This window comes from Streptomyces sp. NPDC031497 (genome assembly GCF_055580905.1).
In genome coordinates, this window is sequence record NZ_JBVIKO010000001.1 from 43,340 (window position 1) to 60,018 (window position 16,679).

Here is a 16,679-nt window from a genome sequence, read left to right on the forward strand (position 1 = left end):
GTTTAGCTGGATAGCGAGACCAGACAGACTGGTCTGGTCAATCGGAAGGAGGCGTGCCATGTCCGAGGTGCGCACAGCCCTGGTGACAGGCGCGACGTCCGGTATCGGCCGGGCGGCTGCGGAGAAGCTCGCCCGGGACGGGTTCAAGGTCCTGGTGCACGGACGCGACGCCGGCCGCGGAGCCGCAGTGGTCAAGGGGATCGAGGGCCTCGGTGGCCGGGCCGAGTTCATCGCCGCCGACCTCACCGATGTCACCGCCGTCAAGCAACTGGCAGAGGTGGCCAAGGACGTCGACGTCCTGGTCAACAACGCCGGGTTCTCCTGGTTCGGCCCCACCGCCGACCTGGAGCCCGACACGTTCGACGCGCTGTTCGACGCCAACGTGCGCAGCGCCTACTACCTCACGGCTGTCATCGCGCCGGTGATGGCCGAGCGCGGCGAGGGCGTCGTGATCAACCTGGGCAGCATGGCCGGGCAGGTCGGCCTGGCGGGCGGCGCCGCCTACAGCGCCACCAAGGCCGCGCTCACCTCGCTGACCCGTTCCTGGGCCGCCGAGTACAGCCCGCGGGGTGTGCGGGTCGTCACCGTCGCCCCCGGGCCGGTCTACACCGGCGGTTCGTCCAGGGAGCGCCTCACGGCCCTGGGTGAGACCACGCTCCTGGCCCGCACGGCGGAGGCCGAGGAGATCGGAGACGTCATCGCGTTCCTGGCCTCGCCGGCCGCCGGTTACATCACCGGCGTTGTCATCCCCGTCGACGGCGGACGCACCGCCGTCTGACCCCCACCGCTACAGAAACCGAGCAAAGCAATGGACAACCCCGTCGTACTGATCACCGGTGCCCTCACCGGCATCGGCCGTGCCGCCGCCGTCGCCTTCGCCAAGCAGGGCGCGAACGTGGTCGTCACCGGACGCCGCGATGAGGCGGGCAAGGCCCTGGTCGAGGAACTGCGTGCGGCCGGCTCGTGGGCCGAGTTCATCAACGCCGACGTCCGCAACGAGGACGACGTACGCGCCATGGTCGACGAGACCGTCGCACGGTTCGGCCGTCTGGATGTCGCGGTGAACAACGCCGGCACCGAAGGCCGGCCCAGCCCGATCACCGACCAGAGCGCGGAAACGTACAACGCGACGTTCGACACCAACGTCCTAGGCGTGCTCCTGAGCATGAAGCACCAGGTCCGCGTCATGCAGGAACAGGGCAGCGGCAGCATCGTGAACATCTCCTCGACCTACGGGCACGAGGGCGCGGCCGGGGCCTCCGTCTACGTCGGCAGCAAGCACGCCGTCGAAGGCATCACCAAGTCGGTGGCCCTGGAGGTCGCAGCCTCGGGAATCCGCGTCAACGGCGTGGCCCCCGGCCCCACGGACACCGGCATGCTGACCCGCTTCACCGGCACACCCCAGAACAAGGAAGCCCTGGTGAGCGAGGTCCCGCTGGCCCGCCTCGGGCTCTCGGAGGAAGTCGCCAACGCCATCGTGTTCATCGCGTCGGACGAGGCGTCGTTCATCACCGGCCACATCCTCAACGCCGACGGCGGCCACAGCGCCAACTGATCCGCTCCGGGTGCAGAGCTTCCCTGTGCGCCCGGACGCCCCCACATGCGGCTGCCGGAAACCGCCGCCCGGCCCACCACCCCACCTCCAGACGCTGATCCAAGGAGAAGCGCCAGCATGCCCGATCACACCCACGACACCGCCCCGACCCAGTTCGTCGAGGCCGACGGCATCCGTTTCGCCTATCGGCGCTTCGGCAACACGGCCGCCGGCCGGACACCGGTCGTGTTCTTCCAGCACTTCATCGGCAACCTGGACGACCACGACCCGGCGATCAGCGACGGATTCGCCGCCGACCGCGAGGTCATCCTGTTCAACAACACCGGAGTGGCCTCCACGAGCGGCGACGTCCCGGACACCATCGAGCAGATGGCCACCGACGCGGGCAGCTTCGTCGAGGCCCTCGGGCTGACGAGCGTGGACCTGGTCGGCCACTCCATGGGCGGCCTGGTCGCCCAGCAGGTCGCCATCCAGCGCCCCGACCTGGCCCGCAAGCTCGTGCTGGTCGGCACCGGCCCGCGCGGCGGCGTGGGTATCGGCGAGACGCCGGCGGAGACCGCCGCGCTGTTCACCGTCAAGCTGCCCCGGCAGGAAGACATGTGGCTCCCGGTCCTCTTCGCGCCGACCGAGACCAGCCAGAAGCTGGGCCGCGCATACGTCGATCGGATCGTGGCCCGCAAGGACCGCGACGCCTCCCCGTTCGGCGAGCAGGTCTACGCCGGCCAGGGCACCGCCATCCACACCTACGGCGCCACGAAGGACCCCGCGTACTCGGTCCTGAAGAACATCAGGATCCCGGTCCTGGTGGTCAACGGCACCGACGACATCATCATCCCCACGATCAACTCGTACATCCTCCAGCAGTTCCTCCCGGACGCCGAGCTGATCATCTACCCGGACGCCAACCATGGCGCCCACTTCCAGTACCCCGAGCGTTTCGTCACCCACACCAAGCTCTTCCTCGACCGCTAGGACACGACGGCCAAGTAGCAGGCCCCACGAAGCAGAGGCGGTCACCGCAGCACGGTGACCGCCTCTGCTCGTCAGCGAGGGAAGACAGGTCTGTCTGGCTCTGTTGGACCGGGTAGGAGCCGAATGAGTGCCCGCGCGGAGCGGTAAACTGGACCGCCAGTCTGAAAGAAGGAAGCCACCATGCCCGCCAACGCCAATGTCTCGAAGCCGTCCGTGCGTGAACGTCTGCTGGCCGCCGCCGACGAGCTGTTCTACAGCGAGGGCGTGCAGAGCGTCGGCATCGACCGCATCGTGCAGAAGGCCGGCGTGGCCAAGGCATCCCTCTACAACCTGTTCGGCAGCAAGGAAGAACTGGTCCAGGCCTACCTCGACGCCCGCCACGCCAACACCCGCGACCAGGTCGAACGCGCCCTGACCCGGTTCCGGACGCCACGCGAGCGCCTCCTCGGAGTTTTCGACGCGCAAGGCCAGCTGTTCACCGAACCCGACTTCAACGGCTGCGCGCACATGACGGCCAGCGCGGAGGCGCGGCACGGCAGCCCCGTCGAGGGCGCCGCGGACCGGTACCGGCTGTGGGTGCGGACCATGTTCACGGATCTGGCGCGGGAGGCCGGCGTCGCCGACGCCGAGGGCCTGGCGCGGCAGCTGCACCTTCTGTACGACGGCGCCGGGGTGTCGGCGCGGATGGACCGCGACCCGTCCGCGGCGACGACCGCCCGCGCGGCAGCCGCGGCACTGTTCGACGCCGCAGTCAGGAACAAGGAACTGGTCGACGCCGGGCAGTAAGCCGGTGGGACGCCGAAGCCCCCGCCGAGAACCAGCTCAACCGGGGCGCCCGAGGGCAGTCACTGCGGTCCCGAGACGCTGGGCGGTGGAAGCGCCGACGGATTCCGCCTCCACACCCATTCACGGATGAAACACCGCGAGAAACAGCAGACCCCTGCCCGCCACGACCCGAAGGATCCTGGGGAACCCGACCACCGCGCAGGGACTCCACCACGCCGAACACCGAAATCACCTCGGCCACTCGGCAGCTACCCCGCAGCGACGCCTCCTCACTCCGACCGAAACGGAGGACGAGACCCGGATCGGGGGCGGCCTGTTCGCCGCCGCCCGCGCCGCCCACCCCTGCACCCGGGAGGTCGGAGCTTTTCGTCGGTGCCCAGCGCCTGGGGCCTGGGGCGCGGCGAGCTGTATCGGGTAACCGTGCGGCAGCCCAGATCCGGGGGACCATGGAAGCACTGCGAGGTGCAGGGTACGCAGGCCACAGCCTGACGCCGGCGCAGGGCGGCGTGGCGCGCCGACAGGCGGAGGGAGCGTTCGATGAGGACAGCCGATCCCTTCGGTGCTGAGGGTGACCAGCCGGATTCCGGGCCGAGACAGCCGCGTGAGCTGCTGGATCTGCTCAGTGTCGCAGCTGTGCTGCTGGATGCCGAGGGACGGATCGTGCTGTGGAGCCCCCAGGCCGAGGAGCTGTTCGGCTACACCGCGCAGGAGGCGCTGGGCCAGTACGCGGCGCGGCTGCTGGTCCATGAGCAGCACGTGGAGCTGATGATCAGGCTGTTCGCCGAGGTCATGAGGACGGGTCAGGGATGGGCCGGCGCCTTCTCCGTCCGGCACAAAGACGGCAGAACCCGGTTGGTGGAGTTCCGCAACATGCGGCTGTCGGACGACCAGGGTGACTTCTATGCCCTGGGCATCGCCACCGACGAGGCGGCCCTGCGCCAGGTGGAACGGGACGTGGCCCTGTCCACGCGGCTGGTCTCGCAGTCCCCGATCGGGCTGGCCGTCCTGGACACCGACCTGCGGTACGTGGCCGTCAACCCGGCGCTGGCGCAGATCAACGGCATCCCTGCCGAAGACCACCTCGGGAGACGAGTCCGCGAGGTCCTGCCCTTCCTGGAGATCGATGCGATCGAGGCCGCACTGCGGCAGGTCCTCACGTCCGGAGAGCCCGTGATCGACCAGCACAGTGTGGGGCGCACTCCCGCCGACCCCGACAGCGATCATGCCTGGTCCGTCTCCTACTACCGGCTCGATGGTCCCGGCGGGCGGGTGCTGGGGATAGCCATCGTGTTGGTGGATGTCACCGATCGCCACCGTGCCCGGCAGCGATTGGCCCTGATCGCCGACGGCTCTGCCCGTATCGGCACCACTTTGGATGTGGAGCAGACCGCCCGCGAGCTGGCCGACGTCGCCGTCCCTGAGCTCGCCGACATCGCGGCCGTTGACGTCCTGGACTCCGTCCTGGACGATCGCCAGCCGACGGCACCCGGCGCAGCCCGGGCACTCTTCCGTGCCCTCGCCGTGAAAGCCGCGTACCCCACCGAGGCCGTCCGCGCTGCCGACCCTGCCGGCCACCTCGCCAGTTACGGCGCGGAGCGCCTGGCCACTCAATGTGTGCGGACCGGCCGCCCCATCCTGATACCCGACGTCGGCGAGCGGGACCTGGCGCGTATCGCCCGTGACACCGAGGCCGCCGCCATCCTGGCCCGCGCCGGCGTCCACAGCTATCTCCTGACGCCCCTGATCGCCCGCGGCGAGGTGCTCGGCACCCTGGGCCTCACCCGCGCCCGCAACCCGCTGCCTTTCGACAGCGACGACCTCACCCTGGCCGGTGAACTGGCCGACCGAGCCGCGGTGTGCATCGACAACGCCCGTCTGTACCAAGGCGCACGCAACACCGCCGTCACCCTCCAGCGCAGCCTGCTGCCCGACCTCCCACCGCAACAGACGGGCCTGGAGATCGCCTCCCGATACCGGCCCGCCGGAACGACCATCGAAGTCGGTGGCGACTGGTTCGATGTCATCCCCCTCACGGAAGACAAGACCGCGCTGGTCGTCGGCGACGTGATGGGCAGCGGCATAAGCGCCGCCACCACCATGGGACGCCTGCGCACCGCCACCTCCACCCTGGCCGACCTCGACCTCCCACCCACCGAAGTGCTCCACCACCTCGACAAGATCACCGCCGGCCTGGAGCAGTACGCCACCTGCGCCTACGCCATCTACGACCCGCACCGCGCCCTGTGCCACATCGCTGTCGCCGGACACCTGCCCCCCGTGCTGATGCGCACAGGCGAGCCCCCCGAACTGCTCGATCTGCCCACCGGCGCACCCCTCGGGGTCGGCGGTGTCGCCTTCGAAGTCACCGCCTTCGGCCTGGCCCCCGGCGACCAACTGGTCCTCTACACCGACGGCTTGGTCGAGACCCGCCACCATGCCATCGACGAGCGCCTGGACCTCCTCCTCCAACTGCTCCACAGACCCGACCGATCCTCGGAAGAAACCTGCGACCGGCTCCTGGAATCACTGCGCGATCCGGACGACCACGACGACGTCGCCATACTCATCGCCCGAGCCCGGCCCCGGCCCCGGCCGTAGAGGTCGTCCGCTACGCCAAGGACAAGGCCAAGGACGCGCCCCACCGTTGACGTCGACGCCGGGTGCCATCTGTCCGAGGACGAAGAACACCGCCTGTACGAGCACTGCGGCATCGACTGGGACGCCGCCTGACAGCAGGCCGAACAGCCCGGAACCGGCACGGCACTCATCGGCGGCGAAGCCGCAGCAGCTCCATGATCCGATACGCCCCGTCGGAGTTGCCCGGTGGCGAGCCCGTAGGCGAAGCCGGTGGTCCCGGGGAGCTGTGCGACGCGGGCGGTGTCGATCCAGTCCGGTAGGTCGGTGCCGGTTCGGTCGGCGAGCGCGAAGGCCCGTACGGGGCCGTCAACAGGCCGTGGACCAGAGCGTGATGGGCACGCGTCCGGTCGGCCTGACGGCCGGCCGGCGGCGGTACGGCGCGAGCGGTGTCATGAGAGAGCGGCCCCATGCAAGCGAACACCGAGGTACCCCTCCGCGACCGCTCTACGAAATCTGCGCCAGAGCCCAAGTGGCGCCGCCCCAGCCGCCCGGGGCGGCTGCCTGCGGTGACGCTCTCGAAGAACGGAGGCCACGGCGTGAGTGAATAAGGGCCATGCTCTTCGACTTCACGCACGACCACGACGGTGAACGACTCGGCGGCGTGTACGGAGGTGATCCTGTCGGGGGCACCGCCGTGGTGCTGCATGGCGCAGGCACCAGCAGCACGGAGCGACTGCTTCCGCTGGTGCGGGAGTTCGTGGCCCACGGCTGTCGAGGGGTCGCCTTCGACTTCTCCGGGCACGGCGAAAGCACCGGCGAACTGAGCGAGTTGAGCCTGCGGCGACGGTTCGAGCAGGCCGTCGCGGTGATCGACGCGTACGCGGGGGCGGACGGGCCGCTGGTCCTGGTGGGGTTCAGCATGAGCGGGCAGACGGTGGCCGATCTCGTCCGGCACTACGGGGATCGGGTGGCGGCGCTGGGGTTGTGCGCGCCCGCCGTGTACACCGCCGAGGCGTGGGACGTGCCTTTCGGGGACGGGAACGGCCGGTTCAGCAGGATCATTCGGCGGCAGGACGGCTGGCGGCAGGCGCCCGCGCTTGAGGTGCTGCGGGCGTACGCGGGCCGGGCGGTGCTCGCCGTGCCGGGCACGGACGCGGTGATCCCGGCCGCCGTGACCGAGGCCGTACAGGACGCGCTGACCACGCGCGCCCAGTACACGCGGTTCGACCTTCCGGACGCGCGGCACCAGCTGGGAATCTGGTTTCGTGATCACGGCGACGACCGGCGGGAGTTCGTGGAGGCGGTGCTGACCGGCCTCGACGACCGTGGCTGGACGGCCACGCGTGCATGGGTGGCCAAGCAGGTCGGCATCGGTCGGTCGGTCGCCGACGTGCGCCTGCTGTCGGGGGGTTGGAGCTCCCAGATGCGCCGGCTCACGCTCGACGACGGCACGGACCTGGTGCAACGCACCTTCGTGAAGCCTTTCTTCCGTCGCGTGGGGCCCGGGCTGCTGGCCCGCGAGGCGTCCGTCCTGGCGCTGCTCGCCGGGCAGGAGGGCATCCCGGCGCCCGGGTTCGTCGCTGTGGACGCCACGGCCGAACACTGCGACCACCCGACCCTGTTGATGTCCGCGCTCCCGGGCCGTGTCCGCGTGGACGAGGAGGACCTCGACCGGCGCCTGGACCTGCTCGCGGCCCAGCTCGTCCGCATCCACGGCGTCGTACCGGACGAAAGACCGCGCACGTACCAGGCGTGGACGTCCCCGGAGCGCGTCCGCACCCCGGACGGTCCCCTGTGGGAGCGGGCCGTGGACGTGATCCGCCGCGACCCGCCGCCGTACGAAGGGTGCTTTCTGCACCGCGACTTCCACCCCGGGAACGTGCTGTTCACGGGAGCCGGGCAGGGGCTGCGGATCACCGGTGTCGTGGACTGGGTCGAGACCTCGTGGGGACCTGCCGACCTGGACGTGGCGCACTGCTCGACCGCGCTGGCGCTGCTGCATGGGCCGCAGTACGGGCTGGACTTCCGTGAGCGGTACGAGGCACACGGCGGCCGTGACCTCGCCGACGACCCTGACCACCTGTACTGGCGGCTGCTCGACGCCCTGCACTACTGCCCCGACGCGGCGAAGCTGGCCGGACCGTGGCGTGACCTGGGGCGGGACGATCTGACGTCCGAGGTGCTGGGAGAACGGCTGGAGGCATACGTGGACGGACTGCTGCGGCAATACGGCTGACCGGCCCTGGGCCACTCGTCCGCCACCGACCCGAGGAGGCGCGCGCATGGGCCGCGAACCTCTCGCCGCCTGGGTGGTTGGCCTGCTGCGTGCGCAAGCCCCGGTTGCGGGCGAGGCATCCCGGAGCTCCACGGACATACCGGAGGGCGCCCACGTCCGTTTCGCCAAGGCCAGCCGGATCCTCGCCGAACTCGCCGGCGGTCACGCGGACCGCACCTGGGAGAAACGGAGCCGCGAACTGGTAGGGCTGCGAGCGGATACTGTCCGGCGGCGGCCGCGCGCATCCCGGGCAGAGCCCCGACGGGCCTGCCCGGCTGCGAGGTCACACCCTGTCCGTGGGGCTCGCCTCACCGCTCAGCCCGGCGCGCATGGCGAGGAGCCCGGCCTGTACCCGGCTCTCGCAGTGCAGTTTCTCCATGATCCGCGAGACATGGGCCTTCACGGTCGGCACGCGCAGGCCCAGCCGCCGGCCGATCTGGGCGTTGCTCAGCCCGTCCGCTATCGCAGCCAGCACCTCCCGCTCCCGCGGTGTGAGCGAGGGCAGCCGGGGCGACACGGCCGGCGGTGGCTCGGCGGCCGCCCGGGCCACCAGGTGGTTCACCGCCTCGGGGGCGAGGGCGTGGAGGCCGGCCGCGGTGTTCCGTACCGCGTCGAGGACCTGGTCCGGCTGGGCATCCTTGAGCAGGAAGCCATGGGCCCCGGCCTGGAGCGCCGGCAGCAGATAGGTTTCGGCGTCGAACGTGGTCAGCATCAGGATCCGCGGCGGTGCGGGCAACGCGGACAGTTCCCTGGCGGCGCCCACCCCGTCCAACCCGGGCATCTGCACGTCCAGCAGCACCACGTCAGGGGTCAGCCGGGCACAGGCCTCGACCGCCGCCCGCCCGTCGTCGGCCTCGGCGACCACCGTGATGTCGGGGGCGGTCTGCAGCAGCAGGCGCAACCCGGTGCGGACCAGGGCCTCGTCGTCGGCGAGCAGGACCCGGATCACTGCGCCTCCCCGGCGGGTTCAGCCCTCTTCGTCTCCGGCTCCCGGTTCGGCGCGGGTGACGCGACGGGCAGCCTGACCCGGACCCGGAACACGCCGTCCCGGTCCTCGACGTCCAGGGTTCCGCCGAGGAGCGCGGCCCGCTCCCGCAGACCGCGCAGGCCCAGCCCCGCTCCCTCGCCGGCCGCCTCGCCGGACAGACCGGTCACCGGATTGGTCACCTCGCACTCCAGCATCTCCCCGTCCACCCGCAGCCCCAGCGTGGCGCGGGCGCCGTGGGCGTGTTTGCGGATGTTGGTCAGCGCCTCCTGGACGATGCGGTAAACCGTGTGTTCCGCCGCCGGCGGCAACGGCCGTGCTCCGGCCCGGACTTCCGTCACCGTCGCGGACCACGGCGCCCAGTCCACGGGGACGCCCGCCGCCGCCGAGTCGGCCAGCAACCGGGGCAGATCCCGCAGTGCCGGGCCGGGCTGGAAGGAACTCTCGACGGTCTCCGGATCGCGCAGCACATCGAGGATCTGGCGCAGCTGAGCCAGCGCGCGCCTGCCGGTGACTCTGACCAGTTCGCCGGTCTCGCGGGCGCGCTCCGACTCCTGCGGGTCCACACTCAGCGCGCCCGCGTGCAGCGTGATCAGGCTCACCTCGTGAGCCACCACGTCGTGCATCTCACGCGCCAGCGCGGCCCGCTCCTCCGCACGGACCCGGCGGGCGATCAGCAGCGCCTCCCGCTCGGCCTGCTCGGCGCGCTCGGCCAACTGCTCCAGCCTGGTGTGCCGGTACCGGAGCACCGTGCCGCGCCAGGCGGGCGCGCCCACCAGCAGGACGGCCCCGATGACGCCCACCACCGGGACGCCCGTGGTGAACGGGCCGAGCACCGCGGTGGCGTAGACGCCGTACCGCAGGGGGCTCGTCGCCCGCCGTCTGGCCAGCGAGTACATCGCGAACGGAAGGGCGGGCTGAACGGTCAGCAGGCTCGCTCCGGCGACCACGGCCGCCACCAGGGTGGGCCGGTCGCGCCGCCAGGCCAGCAGGAGCCCGGTGGCGCACTCCAGGACGGCGGAGACCGCGAGCGGCAGCGGCAGCAGGGACCGCGGTGCGGCGGCCTGCAGGAGTCCTCCGGAGGCGATCAGCGCCGCGAGCACCCAGGCGATCGGCTCGGAGGGCCACTGGATCCGGGCAGGGCGGGCCGCCACCGAGGCCGGTGCAGAGGAAACGGACACGCGTGCCACGGTAAAGGACCTTTCGGGTGATCGTTTCGGGAGGCGCCGCCGACCGGCGCACGGTGGCCGCGCCCCGCCGGGACGGGGCGGCCACCCGTGGGGAGAACGGACGGCTCAGGGCTTGGCGCTCTCCGTGCTCTTGCCTTTGTCCTGGGCGGCCTCGTCCTCGGCGGACGGCAGGGCCTTGGTCGCGGCGACCTTCCCGTCCCGGTAGCAGATCTGAAAAGTCTGCTTCTTCTCCAGGGAGACGTCCTTCTGCAGGTAGTAGTCACAGGTGGTGCCGGCCGGCGGCTTGGGCTTGTCCTGCGGCTGGAGACCACCGGGCTCACCGAGTCGGTCGCGCACGGCGTCCCGGTTCTCGCCGTCGTGAACGCCCTTGAACTGGGCCGCGGTGATCATGTGCGAGCCGATGTCGCCCGCGACGTGCCTGATCCCGGACCAGATACCGACTCCGGCGAGCACGGCGACTCCCAGATTCCGAGCAGGACCTTTCCGACAACGCTCATGACAGAACTCCTTGGTTATGGGGGGTGCCGACGTCGTTCGACGTCGCCCAAGCAGTCTGTTCCGGCGCTCCGCGCCGATCGTCGCCCTGAACGAGGAACCCGACCCCCGACTTTCGTATCCCCCCACGTCCCACTCGACGCGCTGGTCGCCATGCTCGGCGGGGACATCCGCGAGCGGATCGTGGTGACGATCGCCGGCGTCCCCGACGGCCGCTCAGGAGTCGCCGGCGCGAGGGCCTGACGCGCTTGCGCGGGTCGGCTCTGCCCATCCGGGCCCGCGCTGCCACCGAACCGGTGGACGTTGCCGGTCCGAGCACTAGGACCTGTCCGGGCGATCAAGATGGGTTTGGCCCCTGGGGATCGCATTGCCAAAGTGCATGGATCCGTCAGATCAGATGTGGATCGGCTTGCGGTAGCGGACGTACTCGTTCTGGCGCCGGAACCCTACGCTCTCGTAGAGGTCGTAGGAGCGGTGCGGATTGGCAGTGCCGGTGTACAACCGGGCAGTCTCCGCGCCGTGCTCGCGGAGAGATCGCAATCCGTCCAGCAGCAGGGCCCGCCCCAGTCCCAGACGCCTCGACTCTCCCCGGACGCTCAATTCTTCGACTTCGCCCACGGTGTGGTCATGCCGGCGGATGGAGCACAGGGCGACGCCGGCCATCTGATCCCCATCCCAAGCGGCCCGCCAGCAGGTCGGGTCGGCCGTGGCGAGGAAGCTCTCGAACGTCCACTTCTCGGTGAAGGCAGCATTCGCATACGAATCAACGACCGTCTTCCAGGCCGCGTGGTAACTGGTCGGCTCGACGGCACCCACTCTGATGCCGGCCGGCAACTGACCGTTGTGCGCGGGTAGCCGTCGGAGATCGGCCAGTTCCAGCTCTACCAGGCTGAAGACACGCCGGTACCCGGTTTCGAGCAGCAGCTCCGTTGAATCCCCTTCGGAGGCCATGGCGTTCGCGCCGAACACGGCCGTCCGTGCGGTTCCATGTTGCTGCACGAGCCGGCGGATACGGTTCTCGGCCCAGTTGAGCATGTCTGAGCCGATGCCCGCGCCGCGGTGCTCAGGCAGCAGGTAGCCACGGTGCAGGTACAGCCAAGTCCCGTCCCGCTCCTGCCACCACCTGATCGTCACGTAGCCGACGATGTCACCGTTGTTCTCCACCAAGACCTGGTTCTCGGACGGGTCGTCCAGCTTGGCGGAGGCTTCGGCGATCTCGGCTGCCGTCGGAACTCCCTCCACAACCGAGCGAGCGTCGATCCCATCCCGCCCTGCACAGGCCAGCCGCACGGCGGCCATCGCGCCGTGGTCTTCGTTGCCGCGATACGGCCGGAAGAAATAGCTGGGCAATCGTCCCAGCGACCCAAGGCCGCTGCCGCTGTTCACGCCCATACCAAGGCCTCCCGTTATGTTGGACATGCGCAGCGAGCGTAGGCCGTGCCGATTGGACAACAGAACTCGTTTTCTGCAGCATGACCGTTCGCGGGGACCTGACTGACGCGGAGTGGGAACGGCTGCGGCCGTTCCTGCCGGTGAGCAACAGGCGTTGTGGCAGGTGGCGGGATCACCGGCAGGTGATCGACGGGATTCTGCACCGGGTGCGCACCGGCGTTCAGTGGCGTGATCTGCCCGAGCGGTTCGGACCGTGGAAGACCGTCTATGAACGCCACCGGCTGTGGTCGGCCGACGGGACGTGGGAGCGTCTGCTCCAGCAGGTCCAGGCCGCCGCCGATGCCGCTGGGGAGATCGACTGGGACATCTCGGTCGACTCCACCATCGTCCGTGCTCACCAGCACGCGGCCGGTGCCCGCACCGACCCGCCGCCGGCGCCCGCCTCAAAGGGGGCCGAACCGTCAGAACATCAGGGCGAAACCGCGTGGCAGAGCCTTCACGCCCGCCTGGCGGAGGTGGTGCTGGAAGTGAGGGCCTGGGCCGCTCGCGCGGCGGGTTCACCAGCAAGCTTCACCTGAGCGCCGACAGCCGCTGCCGCCCGCTGTCCCCGATCGTCACACCAGGTCAGCGGGCGGACTGCACCCAGTTCAAGCCGGTCTTGGAGAAGATCCGCGTCCCGCGGACCGGACCGGGCAGACCCCGCAAGAAGCCCGACAGCCTCGCGGCAGACAAGGCATACAGCAACGGGCCCTGCCGTGAGTACCTACGCCGCCGGGGCATCCGGCACATCATCCCGGAGAAGACCGACAGCCAGGCCGCCCGCCTACGCAAAGGCTCACGCGGCGGACGGCCACCCGGCTTCGACGAAGAGCGGTACAAGAAACGCAACACCGTCGAACGGGCAATCAACCGGCTGAAGCAGCACCGGGCGGTGGCCACCCGCTACGACAAGCGCGGCTATGTCTACCTCGGCACCGCAACCGCCGCAGCCCTCACCATCTGGCTCCGAGCATGATCGGCCGGACAAGTCCTAGCCGAGTTCCCGCAGCACCTCGGCGATGGTGGCCCGGTATGTCCGCAGCGCCCGCAGCCCGGCGGCGTAGCGCTCGCGGTGCCGTGTGATGTCCAGGGTCTGCTGCTGTGCCCGTACGGCGTGCCAGAGTTCGGCCGTATGGTGGCGGCGCTTGCAGGTGACGTCCGCGACGGCGGTGGCCCGCTCCCGCTCCGTATGCCAGGTGTTGCCGTCACCGCTCCGCCGTTGCCAGGCGGTGTCCGCGTACGCCGCGACGGGGTCGGGATAGCGCGTGAATCCTTGTGCTGCCACACAGCGGGACCACACGTCCCAAGCCGCGCGGAGGCGCGGGTCGCGCTTGACCGCCTTGTCGACCTCGCCCGCCCGTGTACTCGCGTAGAGCCAGTCCCGCTTGACGTCGATGCCACGCATCAGCCGCCGGCTCGCCTCGGCGTTGCAGGCGGGGAAGTCCGCGAACTCGGCGTTGGTCATCCGGCGGCCCTTCGGCTGGAAGGCCAGGGAAGTGGCCGGGTCCCAGCCGTAGCCCCAGCGGCGGGCGTCGGCGAGATCGAGGACGCCGTAGTCGGTGCTGACCGCGGTGGCGACGAGGGGGTCACTGGGGTAGCGGGGGTCGAGCGGGAAGTCCCGGTGGCCGTGCTCCGCCATGCACTGCCGGACCAGTAACGCCGATGCCCGCTGCGATCGCTGGTAGTCCTGTGGTGTGGACTCGTAGCGGTCGCCCGGCAGGGGGCCGAGGTCCGACGCCGTGTTGATGACCTCCGGGCGCCCGGGACCGGATACGCAGACCGCCGCCAGCACCGCCACGACACCAAGTCGCCACCCCCGCCTCGTCATGCGACGGAATGCTAGCGGGCGGCGTAGAGCGGTCGGCCGTGGCCCCCGTCCCGTTCCGGGGCCCGACGACGCCGACCGCCGCCCGGCGGGCCGTGAAGCCGTAGCAGGTCCGCCAGGGCGTTATGTGGAATCTGACCTGTCAAGATCATGGGCAGTGCCGGTGACTGCCGGCCCGCACTGCGGGGGAAGGTGGGCGACGACCAGGGCGACCGCGTCACGCGGGTTGTCGGCGTCCGCGATGTGCGTCGGTCCCTGAGGCGAGCGCGTCTTCCACCAGGTGACGCGGTATCTCCCGTCCGCGGGGGTAACCACGGGAAGGTCGTGGGTGTAGGGGAAACCGGTGCAGCGGCTGAAGTTCAGCGACCTGTGGCTGTGGTAGGGGAACAGGGCTCGCAGCTGTGGCTGGGCGTAGGCGGCCTCGATCAGGTCGTGGTCGACGTAGGACGCCGCGGTCTGACGGTAGATCGTCCACATGCTCTCGACCGCGGTGCCGCGCTCGTGGGCCTCGGCGAGCGGGCCGTGGTGGACGAACGGGCATGCGGTTCGCAGAGCTTCCAGGTTGGCGCCCGACTGCCAGACCCCGGTAGCCGTGGCAGCCTCGTTCAGACTGGTTGTCGTGCCCTTGGCCATCTCGACACCGCGTCCCCAGAAGCTCATGACGAAGCAGCGGTCCTGGATGCCCAGGTGAACGGTCGTCGTCCGGCTGTCGCTGTCCGCCCGGGCTCCTGACCGCTGCCACCCCGGAGCTCGTTCGGGGAGCACGTCGAACCGATATCCGGCCTGGTGAACGGCTGTCCGCAGGGCGATCTGGAGCGTGCCGTCCTGGCCGAGTTCAGGATAGAGACCGGCCAGATCCGGGGCGGGTTCAGACGTCACGCTTCGCCCTTCAGTTGGTGCCGCCCGTTGTCAACGGCTCTTCGTGGTTCCCCGCCGGCTGCTTGCTGTGCCGGACCTCGACGACGGGAAGCAACTGACTGTCGCGGCCCGGCGCCCGGCGCCTCGGATCGAGGCGGGAGGGGCTCAGGGGCGTGGCGCGAAGTGGACCAGGATCCGGCCCGTGTTCGCCGTGTCGATCTCCACGCGGTCGTACAGCTTCCTGATGTGCTTCTGGCCGAGGAACGCGAGGACGCGCCCCTTGAGCTGTCCGGTGCCCTTTCCGTGAATGATCTGCACGACGGGCTCCCCTGTGCGTTTCGCCTGGAAGACGATCTGCCGAAGCGAGAGTTCGATGTCGCGGTTGTTCCGGAAGACCGGGTGCAAATCCAATGTCAGCAAGGTGCTACCTCCCGCTGCCGCCACCTGTGACAACTCGGTCCGAGTGTGTCATGCGAGGCCCTGCCAGGACCCCGACCCGGCAGGTCCGAACAGATCGCACCGAGTTCGGACTGGTCGACTCCACCGGTCGACCCATCCATTTCTGTCCACTACTGCCGGATACATCCCTCCGGAACGGCGAACCCGAAAGGCCGGAGTACCGGATGACAGCGTCCCCTGTGGAGATGAGGCTCTCGGCGCAGGATCTGGAGTCGGTGCCGTTGTTCACGTCGTAGCCGGTGCGCCGTTTCAGTTGGGGGACCCGGCAGCGGCACCGCCCGGACTGCAGTTCATGGTCTCCACGGGCCGGCACCACGGCTTCGAGTCGCTGGAGGAGCAACGCCTGCTGCTCGCACTGGACTTCTTGCGGGTGAGGGAAGTGCTGCTGCAGCCGTTCCGGCTGAGCTTCGAACATGCCGGGGGACGGACCGAGCACATGCCCGACTTCCTGGCGATGGTGGCTGACGGCGGTCGGTGGCTGCTGGACGTGGTTCCGTTCAAGAGTTCCGCCTAGGTCGGCGTAGACGGGGCCGCACGCCAATGCCGGCGCGCCCCGTAGGGTGACCTGATGTTCGATCGTTTGGAGATCAAGGTGCTGCCGCCGGGACCCCGGTTCCCTGCCCAGTTGCGGTTCTGGGTCAACGGCGAGGACGTGGTCGAGGAGGCTGTCGGCGAATACGGCCGCGGACCGTACGCGACTGATGCGCTGCCGACCGACTGTCCCAGCCCTCTCCGGGCGACCGGCGAGGCACGCCGCCTGGAGCTGGGGGAACCGGACTGCACCGGTGGCTGCTGCGGCTTCCTGACCGTGGTCGTCCAGCGGTTCGGGGAGATCGTGCAGTGGTCGGACTGGGAGGTTCCGTGGATGGCGCACACCCCCATGCCCCAACCTCCGCCGGAGCTCCACTTCGATGCGAGTCAGTACGACGCCGAAGTGGCTCGCGCCGAGGCGGACCGCTGGTGGCAGGAGCACCCGTAGCCCAGCACGGCACAACCCCGCCCGACTATGAGCGCTTGCCGGCCTCGCGTCCTTCTTCCACGAGGAACGCCCAGCAGGTCCAGGTGCTGTCGGAAACTCGTGAACATTCCAGCCACGCTGGGACCGCCAACCGCCCCCGAACCGACGTAGGAGTGCCGCCCGTTCTCGTGAACAGAGCCACTGGACGTGAGGCCGCGGCCGCGGATCGGTGATGTCCGCTGTCATCCAATCGAGGCGTTTGCCAGCGAACCCAGTCGTTCTGGCTTCCTTGCCAGCGAACCTAGTCGTAGGA

General features: G+C 69.9%; 16 protein-coding genes. 9 read left to right on the forward strand and 7 right to left on the reverse strand.

Annotation, left to right across the window (positions count from 1 at the left end; translation table 11 throughout):
- The first annotated feature begins 58 nt into the window (after window positions 1-58).
- The 6 genes from ACZ5K7_RS00240 (at window position 59) to ACZ5K7_RS00265 (ending at window position 8,126) form a co-directional block, all read left to right on the forward strand.
- Window positions 59-778: an SDR family NAD(P)-dependent oxidoreductase gene (locus tag ACZ5K7_RS00240; protein WP_468908721.1), complete on the forward strand. Its 720-nt coding sequence runs from the start codon at window positions 59-61 to the stop codon at window positions 776-778.
- 30 nt (window positions 779-808) lie between these two features.
- A complete protein-coding gene (locus ACZ5K7_RS00245) occupies window positions 809-1,555 on the forward strand; it encodes an SDR family NAD(P)-dependent oxidoreductase (RefSeq protein WP_468908724.1) in 747 nt (248 codons plus the stop codon).
- 117 nt (window positions 1,556-1,672) lie between these two features.
- Window positions 1,673-2,527 carry an alpha/beta fold hydrolase gene (locus ACZ5K7_RS00250; RefSeq protein WP_468908726.1) on the forward strand — a complete coding sequence of 285 codons (855 nt, stop codon included), beginning with the start codon at window positions 1,673-1,675 and terminating at the stop codon, window positions 2,525-2,527.
- A gap of 180 nt (window positions 2,528-2,707) precedes the next feature.
- On the forward strand, window positions 2,708-3,313 hold the full coding sequence (locus ACZ5K7_RS00255; RefSeq protein WP_351698058.1) for a TetR/AcrR family transcriptional regulator: 606 nt from the start codon (window positions 2,708-2,710) through the stop codon (window positions 3,311-3,313).
- 537 nt (window positions 3,314-3,850) lie between these two features.
- The gene (locus tag ACZ5K7_RS00260; RefSeq protein WP_468908729.1) at window positions 3,851-5,911 is read left to right on the forward strand and encodes a SpoIIE family protein phosphatase; all 2,061 of its coding nucleotides are present in this window, start codon (window positions 3,851-3,853) and stop codon (window positions 5,909-5,911) included.
- A 592-nt stretch (window positions 5,912-6,503) separates the two neighbouring features.
- Entirely contained in the window at window positions 6,504-8,126 is a 1,623-nt protein-coding gene (locus ACZ5K7_RS00265; protein ID WP_468908732.1) for an alpha/beta fold hydrolase, read from the forward strand.
- 322 nt (window positions 8,127-8,448) lie between these two features.
- Here the strand turns inward: ACZ5K7_RS00265 and ACZ5K7_RS00270 are convergent, their stop codons facing one another.
- The 4 genes from ACZ5K7_RS00270 to ACZ5K7_RS00285 form a co-directional block, all read right to left on the reverse strand.
- Window positions 8,449-9,114, reverse strand: coding sequence for a response regulator transcription factor (locus ACZ5K7_RS00270; RefSeq protein ID WP_351698052.1), 666 nt, complete (start codon window positions 9,112-9,114; stop codon window positions 8,449-8,451).
- Entirely contained in the window at window positions 9,111-10,331 is a 1,221-nt protein-coding gene (locus tag ACZ5K7_RS00275) for a sensor histidine kinase (RefSeq protein WP_468908736.1), read from the reverse strand. The genes ACZ5K7_RS00270 and ACZ5K7_RS00275 overlap by 4 nt, the downstream gene beginning before the upstream one ends.
- Window positions 10,332-10,445: 114 nt before the next feature.
- On the reverse strand, window positions 10,446-10,793 hold the full coding sequence (locus tag ACZ5K7_RS00280; RefSeq protein ID WP_468908738.1) for a hypothetical protein: 348 nt from the start codon (window positions 10,791-10,793) through the stop codon (window positions 10,446-10,448).
- A 435-nt stretch (window positions 10,794-11,228) separates the two neighbouring features.
- Window positions 11,229-12,227 carry a GNAT family N-acetyltransferase gene (locus ACZ5K7_RS00285; RefSeq protein WP_099938610.1) on the reverse strand — a complete coding sequence of 333 codons (999 nt, stop codon included), beginning with the start codon at window positions 12,225-12,227 and terminating at the stop codon, window positions 11,229-11,231.
- An 80-nt stretch (window positions 12,228-12,307) separates the two neighbouring features.
- Here ACZ5K7_RS00285 and ACZ5K7_RS00290 point away from each other — a divergent pair.
- Window positions 12,308-13,242 (forward strand): IS5 family transposase gene (locus ACZ5K7_RS00290; protein WP_468908741.1). Its coding sequence is split into 2 segments (ribosomal slippage): window positions 12,308-12,724 and window positions 12,727-13,242, totalling 933 coding nucleotides; the frame shifts between segments, so codons are not numbered across the junction.
- Between the two features lie 15 nt (window positions 13,243-13,257).
- Here ACZ5K7_RS00290 and ACZ5K7_RS00295 read toward each other — a convergent pair.
- The 3 genes from ACZ5K7_RS00295 to ACZ5K7_RS00305 all read right to left on the reverse strand — a co-directional run bounded on the left by ACZ5K7_RS00295 (window position 13,258) and on the right by ACZ5K7_RS00305 (window position 15,369).
- Window positions 13,258-14,094 (reverse strand): hypothetical protein, encoded by an 837-nt coding sequence (locus tag ACZ5K7_RS00295; RefSeq protein ID WP_450972090.1) that lies wholly within the window; start codon window positions 14,092-14,094, stop codon window positions 13,258-13,260.
- A gap of 120 nt (window positions 14,095-14,214) precedes the next feature.
- Window positions 14,215-14,970: a DUF6193 family natural product biosynthesis protein gene (locus tag ACZ5K7_RS00300; RefSeq protein ID WP_468908743.1), complete on the reverse strand. Its 756-nt coding sequence runs from the start codon at window positions 14,968-14,970 to the stop codon at window positions 14,215-14,217.
- 144 nt (window positions 14,971-15,114) lie between these two features.
- Entirely contained in the window at window positions 15,115-15,369 is a 255-nt protein-coding gene (locus ACZ5K7_RS00305) for a Smr/MutS family protein (RefSeq protein WP_351698044.1), read from the reverse strand.
- 331 nt (window positions 15,370-15,700) lie between these two features.
- Here ACZ5K7_RS00305 and ACZ5K7_RS00310 point away from each other — a divergent pair, with 331 nt between their 5' ends.
- Together ACZ5K7_RS00310 and ACZ5K7_RS00315 are read left to right on the forward strand one after the other, a co-directional pair.
- Window positions 15,701-15,922, forward strand: coding sequence for a hypothetical protein (locus tag ACZ5K7_RS00310; RefSeq protein WP_468908747.1), 222 nt, complete (start codon window positions 15,701-15,703; stop codon window positions 15,920-15,922).
- A 54-nt stretch (window positions 15,923-15,976) separates the two neighbouring features.
- On the forward strand, window positions 15,977-16,387 hold the full coding sequence (locus tag ACZ5K7_RS00315; protein WP_468908750.1) for a hypothetical protein: 411 nt from the start codon (window positions 15,977-15,979) through the stop codon (window positions 16,385-16,387).
- Window positions 16,388-16,679: the final 292 nt, after the last annotated feature.